The organism is Pseudomonas sp. LB3P93 (assembly GCF_054898025.1).
On the sequence record NZ_CM142713.1, the window covers coordinates 4,945,427 to 4,960,147 of the forward strand.

The 14,721-nt window shown below is 59.2% G+C and carries 15 protein-coding genes; 10 read left to right on the forward strand and 5 right to left on the reverse strand.

The features are described from left to right. Positions 1 to 7 precede the first annotated feature (7 nt). Together ACYZT8_RS22470 and ACYZT8_RS22475 are read left to right on the forward strand one after the other, a co-directional pair. A complete protein-coding gene (locus ACYZT8_RS22470) occupies positions 8 to 715 on the forward strand; it encodes a CTP synthase C-terminal region-related (seleno)protein (protein WP_461976024.1) in 708 nt (235 codons plus the stop codon). After that, complete coding sequence (locus ACYZT8_RS22475) at positions 712 to 1,041, forward strand: antibiotic biosynthesis monooxygenase family protein (protein WP_461976026.1); 330 nt, start codon at positions 712 to 714, stop codon at positions 1,039 to 1,041. Before ACYZT8_RS22470 ends, ACYZT8_RS22475 begins: the two co-directional genes overlap by 4 nt. A 123-nt stretch (positions 1,042 to 1,164) precedes the next feature. Here the strand turns inward: ACYZT8_RS22475 and ACYZT8_RS22480 are convergent, their stop codons facing one another. Beyond that, on the reverse strand, positions 1,165 to 1,491 hold the full coding sequence (locus ACYZT8_RS22480; RefSeq protein WP_461976028.1) for a DUF2025 family protein: 327 nt from the start codon (positions 1,489 to 1,491) through the stop codon (positions 1,165 to 1,167). A 235-nt stretch (positions 1,492 to 1,726) separates the two neighbouring features. Here ACYZT8_RS22480 and ACYZT8_RS22485 point away from each other — a divergent pair, with 235 nt between their 5' ends. Then, positions 1,727 to 2,854, forward strand: a complete 1,128-nt coding sequence (locus tag ACYZT8_RS22485; RefSeq protein WP_461976030.1) for a glycerophosphodiester phosphodiesterase — start codon at positions 1,727 to 1,729, stop codon at positions 2,852 to 2,854. Next, on the forward strand, positions 2,855 to 3,538 hold the full coding sequence (locus ACYZT8_RS22490) for a helix-turn-helix transcriptional regulator (RefSeq protein WP_461976032.1): 684 nt from the start codon (positions 2,855 to 2,857) through the stop codon (positions 3,536 to 3,538). Here ACYZT8_RS22490 and ACYZT8_RS22495 read toward each other — a convergent pair. After that, a complete protein-coding gene (locus tag ACYZT8_RS22495) occupies positions 3,535 to 4,422 on the reverse strand; it encodes a sterol desaturase family protein (RefSeq protein WP_461976034.1) in 888 nt (295 codons plus the stop codon). The genes ACYZT8_RS22490 and ACYZT8_RS22495 overlap by 4 nt on opposite strands. 157 nt (positions 4,423 to 4,579) lie before the next feature. On the opposite strand from ACYZT8_RS22495, the gene ACYZT8_RS22500 reads away from it, so the two are divergent. Both ACYZT8_RS22500 and ACYZT8_RS22505 read left to right on the forward strand, forming a co-directional pair. Further along, positions 4,580 to 4,885, forward strand: a complete 306-nt coding sequence (locus tag ACYZT8_RS22500; protein ID WP_461976036.1) for a PepSY domain-containing protein — start codon at positions 4,580 to 4,582, stop codon at positions 4,883 to 4,885. 136 nt (positions 4,886 to 5,021) lie between these two features. After that, entirely contained in the window at positions 5,022 to 6,227 is a 1,206-nt protein-coding gene (locus ACYZT8_RS22505; protein WP_461976038.1) for a GAF domain-containing sensor histidine kinase, read from the forward strand. On the opposite strand, the gene ACYZT8_RS22510 is transcribed toward ACYZT8_RS22505, so the two are convergent. Both ACYZT8_RS22510 and ACYZT8_RS22515 read right to left on the reverse strand, forming a co-directional pair. Further along, a complete protein-coding gene (locus tag ACYZT8_RS22510; RefSeq protein WP_461976040.1) occupies positions 6,211 to 6,555 on the reverse strand; it encodes a hypothetical protein in 345 nt (114 codons plus the stop codon). The two genes, ACYZT8_RS22505 and ACYZT8_RS22510, sit on opposite strands and share 17 nt — an antisense overlap. Before the next feature lie 209 nt (positions 6,556 to 6,764). Further along, positions 6,765 to 8,387 carry a methyl-accepting chemotaxis protein gene (locus ACYZT8_RS22515; RefSeq protein ID WP_461976042.1) on the reverse strand — a complete coding sequence of 541 codons (1,623 nt, stop codon included), beginning with the start codon at positions 8,385 to 8,387 and terminating at the stop codon, positions 6,765 to 6,767. Positions 8,388 to 8,886: 499 nt separating this feature from the next. On the opposite strand from ACYZT8_RS22515, the gene ACYZT8_RS22520 reads away from it, so the two are divergent. The 4 genes from ACYZT8_RS22520 to ACYZT8_RS22535 all read left to right on the forward strand — a co-directional run bounded on the left by ACYZT8_RS22520 (position 8,887) and on the right by ACYZT8_RS22535 (position 13,651). Next, entirely contained in the window at positions 8,887 to 9,909 is a 1,023-nt protein-coding gene (locus ACYZT8_RS22520) for a transporter (RefSeq protein ID WP_461976044.1), read from the forward strand. A 247-nt stretch (positions 9,910 to 10,156) separates the two neighbouring features. Beyond that, entirely contained in the window at positions 10,157 to 11,773 is a 1,617-nt protein-coding gene (locus tag ACYZT8_RS22525; protein ID WP_461976046.1) for an inorganic phosphate transporter, read from the forward strand. Between the two features lie 292 nt (positions 11,774 to 12,065). Further along, a complete protein-coding gene (locus ACYZT8_RS22530) occupies positions 12,066 to 12,932 on the forward strand; it encodes a hypothetical protein (RefSeq protein ID WP_461955313.1) in 867 nt (288 codons plus the stop codon). Further along, on the forward strand, positions 12,929 to 13,651 hold the full coding sequence (locus ACYZT8_RS22535) for a TylF/MycF/NovP-related O-methyltransferase (protein ID WP_046031989.1): 723 nt from the start codon (positions 12,929 to 12,931) through the stop codon (positions 13,649 to 13,651). The genes ACYZT8_RS22530 and ACYZT8_RS22535 overlap by 4 nt, the downstream gene beginning before the upstream one ends. Before the next feature lie 136 nt (positions 13,652 to 13,787). Here the strand turns inward: ACYZT8_RS22535 and ACYZT8_RS22540 are convergent, their stop codons facing one another. Next, complete coding sequence (locus tag ACYZT8_RS22540) at positions 13,788 to 14,684, reverse strand: LysR family transcriptional regulator (protein ID WP_461976048.1); 897 nt, start codon at positions 14,682 to 14,684, stop codon at positions 13,788 to 13,790. Positions 14,685 to 14,721: the final 37 nt, after the last annotated feature.

The following is a 14,721-nucleotide window of genomic DNA, read 5'->3' on the forward strand; positions in this document are numbered from 1 at the left end:
ATCACTCATGGAAACCACCGCAATCCGCATTGCCCTGATCGGTGATTACGATCCACAGGTCACCGCCCACCAAGCCATTCCCGTGGCCCTCGGTATGGCTGCCAAACAGCTGAAGCTGGACGTGCAACTTCAGTGGCTGGCCACCGATCACATAAACGTCGCCACTCCTTTACAAAACTTCGACGGTTTCTGGTGCGTGCCCGCCAGCCCTTACCGCGACATGGACGGCGCATTACGGGCGATTCGTTTTGCTCGTGAACAACAGCGACCGTTCCTCGGCACCTGCGGCGGGTTTCAACACGCCGTGCTTGAGTTCGCGAGAAACGTGTTGGCTTGGGAAGACGCCGAACACGGCGAAACCCATCCCGACGCAACGCGTGCGTTACTCACGCCGTTGGCCTGTTCACTGGTGGAAGCCACGGACAGCATTCACCTGGTTGAAGGCTCGTTGATCGCCAAGGCGTACGAAAGCGCTGAGATCGTCGAGGGATATCGCTGCCGCTATGGCGTGAATCCGGAGTTCGAACGTGAGTTATTGACGCAACAGCTGTGCGCCGTTGGACATGATTCAACCGGGGACTTGCGGGCGGTGGAGCTCAAAGGTCATCCGTTTTTCGTCGCCACCCTGTTCCAGCCTGAACGCGCCGCGCTCAAAGGCACGCTCCCGCCGCTGGTTCGCGCCTTGATCGAGGCCTGCAAAAGGCAAAAATCATGATTACCGATACGCCATCGGCGCCTTACTTCGCGGTGATTTTTACTTCGCTGCGCACCGACGGCGATCATGGTTACGCCGAGGCCGCCGAGCGCATGGTGGAACTGGCCCGTGAGCAACCGGGGTTTCTGGGTGTGGAATCCGCTCGGGGCGAGGATGGGCTGGGGATTAAGGTGAGTTACTGGGCCAGCGAGGCGGCGATATTGGCGTGGAAGCATCATCCTGAGCACCGTGAGATTCGCGAGCGTGGGCGGTCGACCTGGTATTCGGCGTGTCATACGCGGGTGTGCAAAGTTGAACGGGCGTATGCGTTCAAGGCAGTCAAATGATTCAGCGTTCTTTTGGCCGCCATCGCTAGCAGGCTAGCTCCCACAGGGGATATATGTCGTACACAACACCAATGTGGGAGCTAGCCTGCTAGCGATGAGACCAGCACAAACACTGCAAAAACCTCAGCCCTGCACAAGACTCCGCACCGCCGAAATCTCCGGCACTTCCCGCCGATTCATGTACACCCGCAACGGCTCGGTCACATTAATCCGGTCATCAATATTCTGGTCCAGCAGCAACTGAATCAGCTCACGCTTGAGCGTCATGGCCTGCGCCGGCCCCGGCGCCCAAACAAATTCACTCGTAGGAATAATCCCGTCATCAGCCACGTCCATACCAAACGAGTCTTCGCTGAAACGCACGATGTAGTGGCCGGTCTTGCGATTGAGGCCGACGAAGCCTTTGAGTTGGTCGGCGGCCTGGCAGATAAGCTCGGAAGTGATGCGCATATAAACCTCACAAAAGGTCGTTAACGACCGGTGAACGATGGTTTACACGCAAGGTTTAGCAATCGGATTTCCCTCTGCCGGGGAAACGCCAGGGCCAAGAGTACTGCAAAGAACTGCACAAAAGCGCTGAAAAAATCAGCTTTAAACACGTTTATGTCGGTCTGGCGATAGCGCTGGCGGCGTTCAGTTGTTAAAAGAGACGTCTTTGAAAACTCAACGCGAAAGGACCTCGACCATGCCTGTTACCTTCACCAAAAGCGCCCTGCTGCTGAGCATGCTGCTCGGCCTCGGCCAGGCACAGGCCGCCAACGAGCCCAGCCCGACCGCTCTGGCGACCCGTGTGGGCATCCCGCATCCTGCAGTGATCGCCCACCGTGGCGCGTCTTTCGATGCACCGGAATCCACCGCCGCCGCCTACAAACTGGCCCGTGATCTGGGCGCCGACTACCTGGAAATGGACCTGCAACGCAGCAAGGACGGCATGCTGTTCGCCCTGCACGACAACAACCTGCAACGCACCACCGACGTTGCCACAAAATTCCCCGACCGCAAGGACAGCCCGGCCAACGCGTTCACCCTCGCCGAACTGAAAACCCTGGATGCCGGCAGCTGGTTCAACACCGCGTACCCGGATCGCGCACGTCCTTCCTACGTCGGCCTGAAAATTCTGACCCTCGACGAAATCATCGACATCGCCCAGGGCAATCCGCTGCACAAGCCCGGCCTGTACATCGAGACCAAAGAGCCGAAGCAATTCCCCGGTATCGAAAGCGACCTCAAGGATAAATTGCAGGATCGCGGTTGGCTGAGCCCGGCCGGTTCCAAACTGGCGAAAAGCAATCTGGCGGTCGGTCAGGGCAAAGGCAAAGTCGTGCTGCAAACCTTCGAGAAGAGCAGCCTCGAACTGCTCGAGAAGGAAATGCCGCAAGTGCCGAAAATCCTGTTGCTGTGGGTCGGCGAAGGCAGTATCGAGCCGAAATCCAAAGTGACGTTTGCCGAGTCCGGCGACAAGGACAAAGCGACGTACTACGCCAAGCAGGAACCGAAAGACAAAGCCGAATTCCAGCAATGGGTCGAGTACGCCAAGGCCCAGGGCGCAATCGGCACCGGCCCTTCGGCCGCGTTGACCAAGGGCGGCGATCAGAGCTACTCGGACCTGGTGAAACCGTGGATGAATCAGTACACCCACGATCAAGGCCTGCTGGTGCACGTCTACACCATCGACGAAGCGGTCGATTACCAGAAAGTCATGGAGGCCGGCGTTGATGGCATCTTCACCAACCGCGCCAGCGAATTGCTGAAGTTCTACAAACGCCCGGCCGCCGGGACGGTTGCACAGTTGCTGCAGAACAACGGCTACTGAGTGACGCAAAACACCGAGTGGACGGGCCGTCTGTGGTTGGGACGCGATTATGGCCTGATCCACGGTGAGCTGGGGCGCACGACGCCCCATGCTCATTACGCTCATCAGCTGATCCTCGCGCCGGATCGACCGGTCACCGTCAGTCTCGACGGCGTACCGCAAACGGCTCATCGTCTGTTCATCCCCTCTCAACTCAGCCACAGCATTGTCGAAGCGCAGGATGCGGTGTTCACCGTGTATGCCGAGCCGCTGATGTTCGATGGCCAGACATTGCGTGATTGCGTGTTCAATTCCGAGCTGTCTCTGGAAAGCCTCGATAACGCCGTTCGCCATTGCCCGCAAAGAGCGTTGAATGATCCGCGAATCGAACGTGCATTGGCCACCCTCGATGGCTTGCTGACCAGCAAAGTCCCGGCCAGCGCCTTGGCCGCTGAAGCGCACCTGTCGTTGAGTCAGTTGCAACGGCTGTTCGCCAGCCAGCTCGGGCTGCCGATACGCCGGCTGGTGGTGTGGCGGCGATTGCGGTTGGCGGTGGTGCTGATCCTCAACGGCAGCACGGTGACCGAAGCCGCGCACGAAGCCGGGTTTGCCGATTCAGCGCATTTCTCCAGAAGCCTGAAAAAACTCTTCGGCGTGACCGCGCGCCAGGCGCTGCATCGCATCGACTTGCGCTTGCTCGACTAGCGCCGCAACGGCTCAGGCACCGTAGGCTCTTCGCTCAACTTCACCGACGTAAACGGATCGCGCAATTGCGCGACATAACCCCGAGGAAAGTCCGGACGACTGCCTATGCCCAGATCACCGTGACGAATTTCATGGTCTGTGGTGTAAAACCCGGTGCCCAGTAGCAGGTCCCAACAGTTGAAGAACAAGCCGAAATTCACATCACCGGCCCGTCCATATTTCATGTGATGGAAGCGGTGGACCGGCGCCCAGGCGAACACCCGACGCAACGGCCCCAGTTGCATATCGACATTGGAATGCTGCAGCAGCAACTGGATGGCGATGGCGAATACCAGCAGTGCCGCCACGTCCAGCGGGATACCGAGCAGCAACAACGGCAAGAGTCCGGCCGAAGCTTCCAGCACTTGATGCAACGGATGCTTCATCAAACCGTTGAAGCCGTACAGCCGTTCCACGCTGTGATGCACCGCGTGCAAACGCCACAATCCCTTTACGCGATGGCTGGCGTAATGCATCAGGCTGAGTCCGCCATCGGCGATAAAGATCGCCAGCGCCAGTTGCAGCCACAGCGGCCACTCCCTCGGCCACGCGCCATCGAACGACAGCAGCGCCACCAGCCCGGGTAACGCCAGCAAACCGAGCGTATTCAGCGTCTCATTGACCAACGCGTGGACGATGTCACGGGCGCGATCACCGGCTGAATGATTCCAACGCGCTTCGTAGGGCAACGCCCACTCGGCCAGGAATGACACTGCCAAGGCGATAAGAAATAACGGCAACAACCAGCCTGGCGATAACCCGATACCGCCCACCAACCAAACCCCTGCACCGATGAACCCACCCCAGAACACTGGCGCGTAAATCTGCGCGACGATTCGTTTCATAAGCACCTCCATTGATTGAGGTCACAGCATGAAACGTCGCCCGGTGGCGCAATTGAACAAACGGCGCAATCGAACTCCGCTGCGTTTTTAAGGGTCAGTTAAGGTCTGGAAGCTAATCTGATCCCACTTAAACAGATCACCCCAAGGAAAGAACCCCATGAAAACCCTGACTGCCCTGTTCACTGCCGCTGCCCTGACCCTCACCGCTGGCCTGGCGCAAGCCGACGTTCGCGTCGACCAGATCCCTGAGCTGGTCAAGAGCGGCAAGATCAAGCCACTGGAAGAAATGAACCAGGCGGCGCTGAAACTGCACCCGGGTGCGACCATCACCGACACCGACCTGGACAACCACTTCAATAACTACGAGTACGAAGTGGAACTGAAAACTGCTGACGGCAAAGAGTGGGATGTGGACTTCGATGCCACCACTGGCAAAGTCCTGAGCGACAAACAAGACACCTGATACGCCCATGGAAAAAGCCGCACGATCTTCGGATCGTGCGGCTTTTTCGCATGTCGGATTCACACAATGAAGGCGCGCCAACGCGACGTCAGCCCGCTAGACTCCCTCAACGGCGTTCACGCAGAGATTGATTGATATGGGGCAAACAGCGGCAGCAGACATTGCCACGATCGGTCGGATCAGCGCGGTGCCGGCGATTCTCCAGGTGATCCGTGAGCTGACGGGGCTACGCTTCGCCGCTGTCGCGCGTGTTACGAAAGACTCGTGGACCGCATGCGCTGTGCTTGATCAGCTGAATTTCGGTTTGCAGGTCGGCGGCGAGCTGGATGTGGTCACGACCCTGTGCCACGAAATTCGCCAGGCGCATCATTCGGTGGTGATCGACAACGCCAGTGAAGACCCGCTCTACCGCGATCACCACACGCCTCGTATCTATCAATTCGAAAGCTACATCGCCGTGCCGATCTTCCGCACCGATGGACGCTTTTTCGGCACCATCTGCGCCCTTGACCCCAACCCCGCGCCACTCACGTCCAGCACGATCCAGAGCACCATGGAATCCTTTGCGCGGATGCTGGCGCTGCAGATCGAGGCCGAAGAAAACCTGCAAAAAACCGAAGCGGCATTGAGGGCGGAACGCAAAACCGCAGAGCTACGCGAACAGTTCATCGCCGTGCTCGGCCATGACCTGCGCAACCCCTTGTTCGCCATCAGCGCCGGCGCCGAAATGCTCCTGCGCAAACTCCCCGACCCGGCGAATCAGCAACGGGCCCGGCACATTCTCACCAGCGCCCGGCGCGCGACCAGACTGGTCGATGACGTACTGGATTTCGCCCGTGGCTCCTTGGGCACTGGCATTCCCGTGAACATCGAGCCGTGCCCGGACCTGGAAGTTGCGCTGCGGCATGTGATTTCCGAAGTCCAGAGTGTGCACCCCGAACGCACCCTTCGCGCCTCCATTGGCGACCTGCACAGCATTGCGTGCGATCGCGAGCGGGTCGCGCAATTGCTCTCCAATCTGGTGGCGAACGCCGTTGCCCACGGCGATCCCGACGGCGCGGTAGACGTCAGCGCGCAGATCAAGGACGGGCAGTTCGTGTTGAGCGTTAAAAATCAGGGGCAGATTGCCGAAGACGCGCTACCGCATCTGTTCCGCCCCTACTCGCGACCGGCCAGCGGGACACCGCAGACCGGCCTCGGGTTGGGGTTGTACATTGCCAGTCAGATTGCGCAGTCCCATGGTGGGAAGCTGGAAGTACGCTCGACGGCGCAGGATGGCACGCTGTTTATTTTCAGCTTTCCGGTGCAGGCAGCAAAAGAAAGTCTTAACGGGCAGGGTTGACCTTCAATTTTAAAGGGGGAGAGATAGCAGTATTTCCGCTGTTGTCGGTCAGCGTGTAATGAGCTGCCACATCACCGGGCGTGATGAAATTTTTCCCAACATAAAAGGCGACGCCTGCGGCCTCTTCAACAGCCGTAATTGTGTGCTTAAGCACTAGTACGTCATTCCAGAATACCTCGAGCTTATCCCCTACGTTGTAGTTCTGGTGGCCTACGACTTGCGCCCTCAGGCCCACTCCTTCCACAGGTTCGGTGACTTGGCCGTCATATCCTTCCAAGGGAGTCATCCCCGGAATATTCAACTTGCTCAATGGCTGTTCACTAGACATAAAAACGCTCCTTGTAGTTAAAGCAGCGCCACTGCGCTGACAGCGCTATCAAACCCTCGCGCACTGCTATCGTCTACTGTCAGAACTAACAGGTACCCGGTAAATACCGCACCAAAATGCCAAGCGTCCGACCAACGGCGCAACCCTTCCGGATCTGAGATAGATGGGTGTACCGACTCGGTAACCGACCCGGCACACAGCCCTTTCCATTACGCGCTCAAACGCGCCGTGACTTCATTCAACTGCCCCGACAACCCGTGCAAATTGCGGCCGGCCGCTTCTGTGCGCTGCACGTTGTCCAGGTTGGTACTGGCGATGCTGGTGATTTCGGTGAGGTTGCGCGAGATGTCCTCGGCCACTGAAGTCTGCTCTTCGGCGGCGGTGGCGATCTGGCGGTTCATGTCGCGAATGGCTTCCACGGCGAGGGTGATCCGCTCCAGCATCGCGCCGGCCTGGGTCACTTGCTCGACGCTTTCTTCACTGCGCGACTGCCCGCTTTCAATCGCCTGAGCCGCGTCCACCGCACCGGTTTGCACGGTCTGGATGATCTGGTTGATCTCGATGATCGACGCCGCCGTGCGCTGGGCCAGGCTGCGCACTTCATCGGCCACCACCGCAAAACCGCGTCCGGCTTCACCGGCACGCGCCGCTTCGATCGCCGCGTTGAGCGCCAGCAGGTTGGTTTGTTCGGCGATGCCGCGAATCACTTCCAGCACCTTGCCAATCCGTCCGCTGTCGGTTTCCAGTTGGCGGATGACCGTGGCGGTGTTGGCGATTTCGCCGCGCATCCGGGTGATGGTGTGAATGGTGCCCTGCATGACTTTTTCGCCCTGCTGGGCAGACTGGTCGGCATCGTCGGCAGCACGTGCCGCATCGGCGGCGTGACGTGCGACTTCCTGTGCGGTGGCCGACATTTCGTTCATTGCCGTGGCCACCTGATCGGTGCGGTTGAACTGTTCGTTGGTGCCGCTGGCCATGAGGCCGGCGATCGAGTTCAACTCACCGCTGGCGCTGTCCAGATCCTTGGCGCTGCGCTGCAAACGGGTGAAGGTTTCGGCGAGGAAATCACGCAAGGTGTTGGCCGCGACCGCCAGCTTGCCCAGCTCGTCCTGACGGGTGCTGGCCACGCGCTCGGCAAACTTGCCCTGGCTGAGTTGCGCCACGTATTCGATCAGTTTGCGAATCGGTTCGACCAGGTTGCGGTTGACCAGCCACAGGCTCAACAGCCCGATCAACAGACCCGAGGCGAGCATCACGATGAGCCCCAGCAATACCGTGCGATCGGCGTCGGCGCTGATCAGCGTCGATTGCTCGGTACCCTGCTTGCGCAATTCGCTGACCAGTTCGCTCATCTGATCGCTGGTTGCACGGTCCACCCCTTTGACCGCCGTGTCGCCCGCCGTTGGGTCGGCACCGGCCGCCACGTACGCATCACGGCCCTTCTGATAGGCGGCGCCCAGCTGACGGTGTTCGTCACGCAGGCGTTCGATGCGGGTCTTGAGTTGCGGCTCGATGCCCTTCTGCCCGGCCAGTTCACCGAGAATGCTTTGCACATCGCGCTGACGGTCTTCGAATTGCTTCCAGTATTTGTTTAGGTCCGCGGGTTGCTTGCCACGCAGCAGGACGTTTTTCCATTCCTGCACCTGCACCTTGAATTGCAGGTTGGCTTCATCGATCAACTGCGAGGTGTGCAACGGGCCTTCGATCAGATTCGCATAGCTTTGAACGCCGCTGGACAGAAAGTGAAAGCAAGCCAGGGCGATCAACAGCATCGCCAACAGGCTGCCGCTCAACAAGGCGAGGATTTGTGCTCTCAGGGATTTTTGCAGCATCGAGTGATACTCATGACAAGGGTGAGACACGCAGCAAACACGGCGTGAAAGGTGTCCGGACATCCCTGTCTGTGACCTTGACCAATGGTCAGGGCCGCGCAACTTAACGTAAGCAAGATCGGCGTGCTAGAGCGGTTCTTGAATCTTTTCCGACCGTCGGTAGTGCCACTATTTCGCCGCCATTGTTCTGTCATAAAACTGTTAAAACTCCTTGCGATGATGCGGCTCAGGTGAACCTGTGAAACCCGCCGTAACGCGACCTTGTAGCAGCTGGCGAAGCCTGCGTTCGGCTGCGAAGCAGTCGCGAAATCGGGCAATGCGTTGTGTCAGGTAGATCGCGTGTTCAGGTTTGACGACTGCTGCGCAGCCGAACGCAGGCTTCGCCAGCTGCTACATAAAGCGACCGAAAGTACCTTCTTCAGCGAGCCACAAAGCGAGCGACAGTGCCTCCTTCCGCGAGCCACAAAGCGACCGACCGCGCCTCCTTCAGCGAGCCCTAATGAACCACAGCATCGACCAAAGCCATCGCGACCCGGACCTCTTCGGTCTGCTCTACGGTTTCAGTTTTCGCCCCGGCGAGCGTGGTCGGGAGATCGATTCGGCCAAGGCGTTGCAATGCCTGCAACAGCCGGACGAGAGTGACGAGTTTCTGTGGCTGCACCTGAACCTCGCGCATGCCGCGTGCGAGCGCTGGATGAAAAGTCATCTGGAATTGCCGGACGAGTTTTTCGAAGCCTTGCACGAAGGGTCTCGATCCACGCGTATCGAGCATGTCGATTCGGCGTTGCTGGCGGTGGTCAACGACGTGGTGTTCAACCTCAGCAGCATGGTGTCGTCCGATGTGTCGACGCTGTGGGTCTGTGCCCGCAGTCGACTGATCATCAGCGCTCGCCTGCAACCGCTGCACTCGGTGGACAAGCTGCGTTCGTCGGTGAAGGCCGGCGAGTGCTTTCGTTCTCCGCTGGAATTGCTGGTGCATTTACTGCGCGATCAGGGCGAAGTGCTGACCCAGATCGTGCGCAAGACCAGCCTCAGTGTCGATCAGATCGAAGATGAGTTGCTGTCTTCACGGCTGTCGACCAACCGTGCTGAACTCGGTGCCAATCGCCGGGTGCTGGTGCGCCTGCAACGCTTGTTGGCGCTGGAGCCGGGCTCGTTGTTGCGATTGCTCAACCGGCCGCCGCAATGGTTGCAGAAGGAGGACGTCAAGGAGTTGCGCAAGTCCACCGAGGAGTTTGCGCTGATCATCAACGACCTCACGGCGCTCGGTGAGCGGATCAAACTGTTGCAGGAAGAAATTGCGGCCAACCTCAATGAGCAAAGCAACCGCACGCTGTTCACCCTGACCGTGGTCACGGTGCTGGCGCTGCCGATCAACATCATTGCCGGTTTCTTTGGCATGAACGTGGGTGGGGTGCCGCTTTCGGGGGATCCGGAGGGGTTCTGGATTCTGGTGGCGCTGGTCGCGACGTTTACCGTTATTGCCGGGCGTTGGGCGTTTCGTAAGCGCCAGGATTATTGAGCCTCCCCCGCTGATCGTTCCCACGCTCCGCGTGGGAATGCATCCATTGATGCTCCGCGTCAATGCTGGACGCAGAGCATCCGGGGCGGCATTCCCACGCAGAGCGTGGGAACGATCATGGCCGGGAACGTGGTGAATTCTGATTAACGGATCAGCAAATAACCCAAACCCTGACGCAGGGCAGTCTCTCTGTAACATTCTGCAACGATCATGACGGACACTCCTACCCTCCTCAGGATTGTCCGTCATGGCTACGCCTTCCTATACAGCCGAAACGCAGGCTCCCGCCGGTAGCGCCAGACCGCAACTCGATAAAAAACCCAGCCTGTTCACCCTCGTGGTGTTTTTCGGCGTGCTGGCCAGCGGGCTGTTGTTCACTGCTTACAGCCTGATGCACGACATGAGCGAACTCGGCACGGTGGTCACCACCTGGACGCCATTTCTGCTGCTGGGCGTTGCATTGCTGATCGCCCTGGGCTTTGAGTTCGTCAACGGTTTCCACGACACCGCCAACGCCGTGGCCACGGTGATTTACACCAACTCTCTGCCGCCGAATTTCGCCGTGGCCTGGTCCGGGTTCTTCAACTTCCTGGGGGTGCTGCTGTCGAGTGGCGCGGTGGCGTTCGGCATCATCGCCCTGCTGCCGGTGGAGCTGATTCTGCAAGTCGGTTCCTCCGCCGGTTTCGCGATGATCTTCGCCCTGTTGATCGCTGCGATCCTGTGGAACCTCGGCACGTGGTGGCTGGGCTTGCCGGCCTCCTCGTCGCACACCTTGATCGGTTCGATCATCGGTGTCGGCGTGGCCAATGCCCTGATGCATGGCCATGACGGCACCAGCGGCGTGGACTGGGCGCAAGCAACCAAGATCGGTTATGCGTTGCTGCTGTCACCGCTGGTCGGCTTCGGCTTCGCCGCGTTGTTGCTGCTGGCCCTGCGTGCGTTCGTCAAGAATCGCGCGCTGTACAAGGCACCAGTCGGCAACACCCCACCACCGTGGTGGATTCGCGGCATGTTGATTGTGACCTGCACCGGCGTCTCGTTCGCCCACGGTTCCAACGACGGCCAGAAAGGCATGGGCCTGATCATGCTGATTCTGGTCGGCACGCTGCCGATGGCTTATGCGCTGAACCGCACCATGCCGGCCGACCAGGCGCTGCAGTTCGCCGCCGTCGCCGAAGTCACCCAGCAAGCGCTGTTGAAAAGCGCACCGATGCCGGCCCCGGCCGATCCGCGTCCGGTGCTCTCCGAATACGTCCGCAGCAAGGAAGCCACGCCACAACTGATCCCGGCCCTCGCCGCCCTGACTGGCAGCATCGGCGCGCAGGTCAAGGGTTACGGCTCGCTGTCCAAAGTGCCCGCCGAGGCCGTGGGCAACGTGCGTAACGACATGTACCTGACCAGCGAAACCATTCGCCTGATGGACAAGAACAAGGTCGGTAACTTCGACGCCGACACCACCGGCAAACTGCAACTATTCAAGCAACAGATCGACAACTCGACGCGTTTCATCCCGCTGTGGGTGAAGATCGCCGTGGCGATTGCGCTCGGGCTGGGCACCATGGTCGGCTGGAAGCGCATCGTGGTGACCGTCGGCGAGAAGATCGGCAAGACCCATCTGACCTACGCCCAAGGCGCCTCGGCGGAAACCGTGGCGATGCTGACCATCGGCGCGGCCGACATGTTCGGCTTGCCGGTGTCGACCACGCACGTGCTGTCCTCGGGGGTGGCTGGGAGCATGGTCGCCAACGGCGGCGGCTTGCAGATGAAGACCATCCGCAACCTGCTGATGGCTTGGGTGCTGACCTTGCCGGCGGCGATTCTGTTGTCGGGCAGCCTGTACTGGCTGTTCACCCAAATCTTCTAGCCTCAACACATAACCCTGTAGCAGCTGGCGAAGCCTGCGTCCGGCTGCGCAGCAGTCGTAAAACCATGACACGCGGTACATCAGACAGACCGCGTGTGTCGGATTTACGACTGTTGCGCAGCCGGACGCAGGCTTCGCCAGCTGCTACAGGGATTTTTTTGCCCGGGACAACGCATTTCGTCGCAAATTCAGGCGTTTGCGTTTTTATTGATCCACCACCCGCCGGATTGCACTTCAGTTTGCTAACGTGTGGCCGACTCTTAAGAGACTCGATGCATTCAGGAGTGGAATCGTGAATCTGTACATCAATCAGCTTCAACAGAAAGCTGACTTCAAAGAAGCCATCTACGCCGGCGACATCTTCCTGAACACTCAACTGCGCGCGGCCAAAGAGCTGTGTGCGTTCGCCCAGGAAAGCATCACCGCCGCCTTCGACGGCGAGACTAATCACCAGGCGCTGCACACGCTGATGCCGGTGGAAGAATTCGTGGTACTGGTGACGCGCCTCAAGGGCCAGTTCACCAACAGCCAGCGCGCCAAGGACCTGATCCTGTCGTTTATCGACGAGATCGGCGTCGACCCGCGCGAGTACATCTTCGACGTGCCGCGCATTCGCGTGGTGCCGAACTATGACTACCTGCACGCCGGTGTCAGCTATGCCTACAAACCGCATCGCGACACGTGGTACGGCAGCGTCGATTGTCAGATCAACACCTGGATGCCGGTGCACACCATCCGTCCCGACCAGACCATGATGATCAACGGCGGCTACTTCGACGTGCCGGTGAAGAACACCTCCAGCGAATGGAGCCTCAACGACTGGATCAGCAACCAGCGGCACAAGGCCAAGGACAACCTCAAAGAGGAAGTCCGTGTGCACCCGGTGCCACTGGAAGAAATCAACACCGCGTCTGAAGTGCGCATCGCCGGCAACACCGGTGAGATGCTGATCTTCTCTGGCTCGCACCTGCATGGCACGGTCGCCAACCACACCGATCAAACCCGCTTCAGCGTGGACTTCCGCCTGATGCACCTTGACGACCTCAAGCACAAGCGTGGCGCGATCAACGTCGACAGCGCCTGCCCTGATGTCGGCGCCGGTTTCAAAGACTATTTTCACGCCCACGACTTCTCGAATTTCCAAGGAATCCAGCAATGACCAAGCGTCGCATCACGCCTGCCGAGGCCCAGTACAACGAAACCCGTGCCAACGTTCTGAAACGGGTCGATGCCGAGTACGTGGCCGACGCGCCGTTCGTCTTCGCCAACCGCATCGGCGTCACCGCTGCGCTCTCGCGTATGGAACTGTTCAAGAAAGTCGCTGAAGTACCGGGCGCGATCATCGAGTGCGGCGTGTACAAGGGCAACTCGCTGATGTTGTACATGCACTTGTCGATGATTCTCGAGCCGTACGCGATCAACCGTTCGATCGTTGGCTTCGACACGTTCGAAGGCTTCCAGAGCATCGACAAGAAAGAAGACCCGGCCGACGTCAACGAGACCATGTTCTCCGACACCGACCAGTCGCTGATCCAGGACATGATCGACGCCAACGACCTGCTGCGCCCGGTCAACCGTATCCCGCGCTGCGAGCTGGTCAAAGGCGACATCGTCAAAACCGTACCTGAGTGGGTCAAGACCCGTCCGGACCTGGTCGTGGCCATGCTGATCCTCGACACCGACCTGTACGAATCGACCAAAGTCGCGCTGGAAACCTTCCTGCCGTACATGCCAAAAGGCGCGATCGTGGTCTTGGACGAAGTCGCTTACCGCAACTTCCCGGGCGAAACCAAAGCCCTGCGTGAAGTGCTGGACCTGAACAAGATCGAACTCAAACGCCTGCCGTTTGATAGCTGCGTAGGCTATTTCCACGTCTGACCCAAAACCCTGTGGGAGCGGGCTTGCCCGCGATGGGGTCTTCACATTCAACATCATCATTGAATTTGAGACCGCTATCGCGGGCAAGCCCGCTCCCACAGGTTATGTGTTGTTTTTAAGGTTCGTGGGTTGTGCTTCAGGTTGTGGACTGAATGACATTGGCCAGCCAGTCCATAAACGCTCGCACCCGCAGCGGCAAATGCCGTTGCCGGGCGTAGAGCAGCGAGACCTCCATCGACCGTGCGCTGAACTGCGGCAACACCGCCACCAGATCACCGCTATCCAAATGCGATTGCATGCCCTTGATTGGCGCCTGAATCAGACCGAATCCCCCCAGGCACGCCGCTTCATAAGCGTCGGTGCTGTTCACCGTGACACTGCCCGCAATCGGCAATCGATGCTCTGCGCCGTCCACCTCGTACAAAAAACCCTCCGAGCGCGAACCCAGTACGCCGACGTAATGGACCATTCGATGCTGTGCCAGATCTTCAAGACTTTCCGGCATTCCATAGCGCTGCAAGTAAGCGGGACTGGCGCAATTGACCATCGCAAAATCACACACGTGACGTGCGACCACTGATTGATCCGGCTGCGCACCGACCCGCACCACGCAATCAAAACCTTCCCTCTGCAAATCAACCCGGCGATCCGTGGTGCTGATTTCCAGTTCCAGATTGGGGTGCAGCGCCATGAATTCAGGCAAGCGCGGCAATACCATTTGCCGGCCCAGGAAGTTCGGCATGTCAAAGCGAATCCGCCCGGTGAGCGAGGCCGCGTCCTGACGAAACAGCCCTTCGATTTCATCCATGTTCGACAACAAGTCCCGACTGCGCTCGTACAGCACCAGGCCGTCCTGCGTCGCCTGAACCCGGCGCGTCGTGCGTTGCAACAGGCGCGTCCCCAACAAGGCTTCCAACGCCTGAACGTGCTCCGAAACGGTCGACTTGGGCACGCCAAGACTTTCGCCCGCCAGGGTAAAACTCGACATCTCGCTGACACGCACGAAGGAGCGCAGCAGTTCCAGTTTGTTCATGGGCCGACTCTCTATTGTTCGGATTAACCGACCAGTG

What these genes read in the sequence shown, in the direction of transcription:
- ACYZT8_RS22485 (WP_461976030.1), top strand. Translation starts at nt 1,727, where the DNA reads ATGCCTGTTACCTTCACCAAAAGCGCCCTGCTGCTGAGCATGCTGCTC.
- ACYZT8_RS22510 (WP_461976040.1), bottom strand. Translation starts at nt 6,555, where the DNA reads ATGTCTAGTGAACAGCCATTGAGCAAGTTGAATATTCCGGGGATGACT.
- ACYZT8_RS22540 (WP_461976048.1), bottom strand. Translation starts at nt 14,684, where the DNA reads ATGAACAAACTGGAACTGCTGCGCTCCTTCGTGCGTGTCAGCGAGATG.
- ACYZT8_RS22535 (WP_046031989.1), top strand. Translation starts at nt 12,929, where the DNA reads ATGACCAAGCGTCGCATCACGCCTGCCGAGGCCCAGTACAACGAAACC.
- ACYZT8_RS22480 (WP_461976028.1), bottom strand. Translation starts at nt 1,491, where the DNA reads ATGCGCATCACTTCCGAGCTTATCTGCCAGGCCGCCGACCAACTCAAA.
- ACYZT8_RS22515 (WP_461976042.1), bottom strand. Translation starts at nt 8,387, where the DNA reads ATGCTGCAAAAATCCCTGAGAGCACAAATCCTCGCCTTGTTGAGCGGC.
- ACYZT8_RS22475 (WP_461976026.1), top strand. Translation starts at nt 712, where the DNA reads ATGATTACCGATACGCCATCGGCGCCTTACTTCGCGGTGATTTTTACT.
- ACYZT8_RS22495 (WP_461976034.1), bottom strand. Translation starts at nt 4,422, where the DNA reads ATGAAACGAATCGTCGCGCAGATTTACGCGCCAGTGTTCTGGGGTGGG.
- ACYZT8_RS22525 (WP_461976046.1), top strand. Translation starts at nt 10,157, where the DNA reads ATGGCTACGCCTTCCTATACAGCCGAAACGCAGGCTCCCGCCGGTAGC.
- ACYZT8_RS22505 (WP_461976038.1), top strand. Translation starts at nt 5,022, where the DNA reads ATGGGGCAAACAGCGGCAGCAGACATTGCCACGATCGGTCGGATCAGC.
- ACYZT8_RS22520 (WP_461976044.1), top strand. Translation starts at nt 8,887, where the DNA reads ATGAACCACAGCATCGACCAAAGCCATCGCGACCCGGACCTCTTCGGT.
- ACYZT8_RS22500 (WP_461976036.1), top strand. Translation starts at nt 4,580, where the DNA reads ATGAAAACCCTGACTGCCCTGTTCACTGCCGCTGCCCTGACCCTCACC.
- ACYZT8_RS22470 (WP_461976024.1), top strand. Translation starts at nt 8, where the DNA reads ATGGAAACCACCGCAATCCGCATTGCCCTGATCGGTGATTACGATCCA.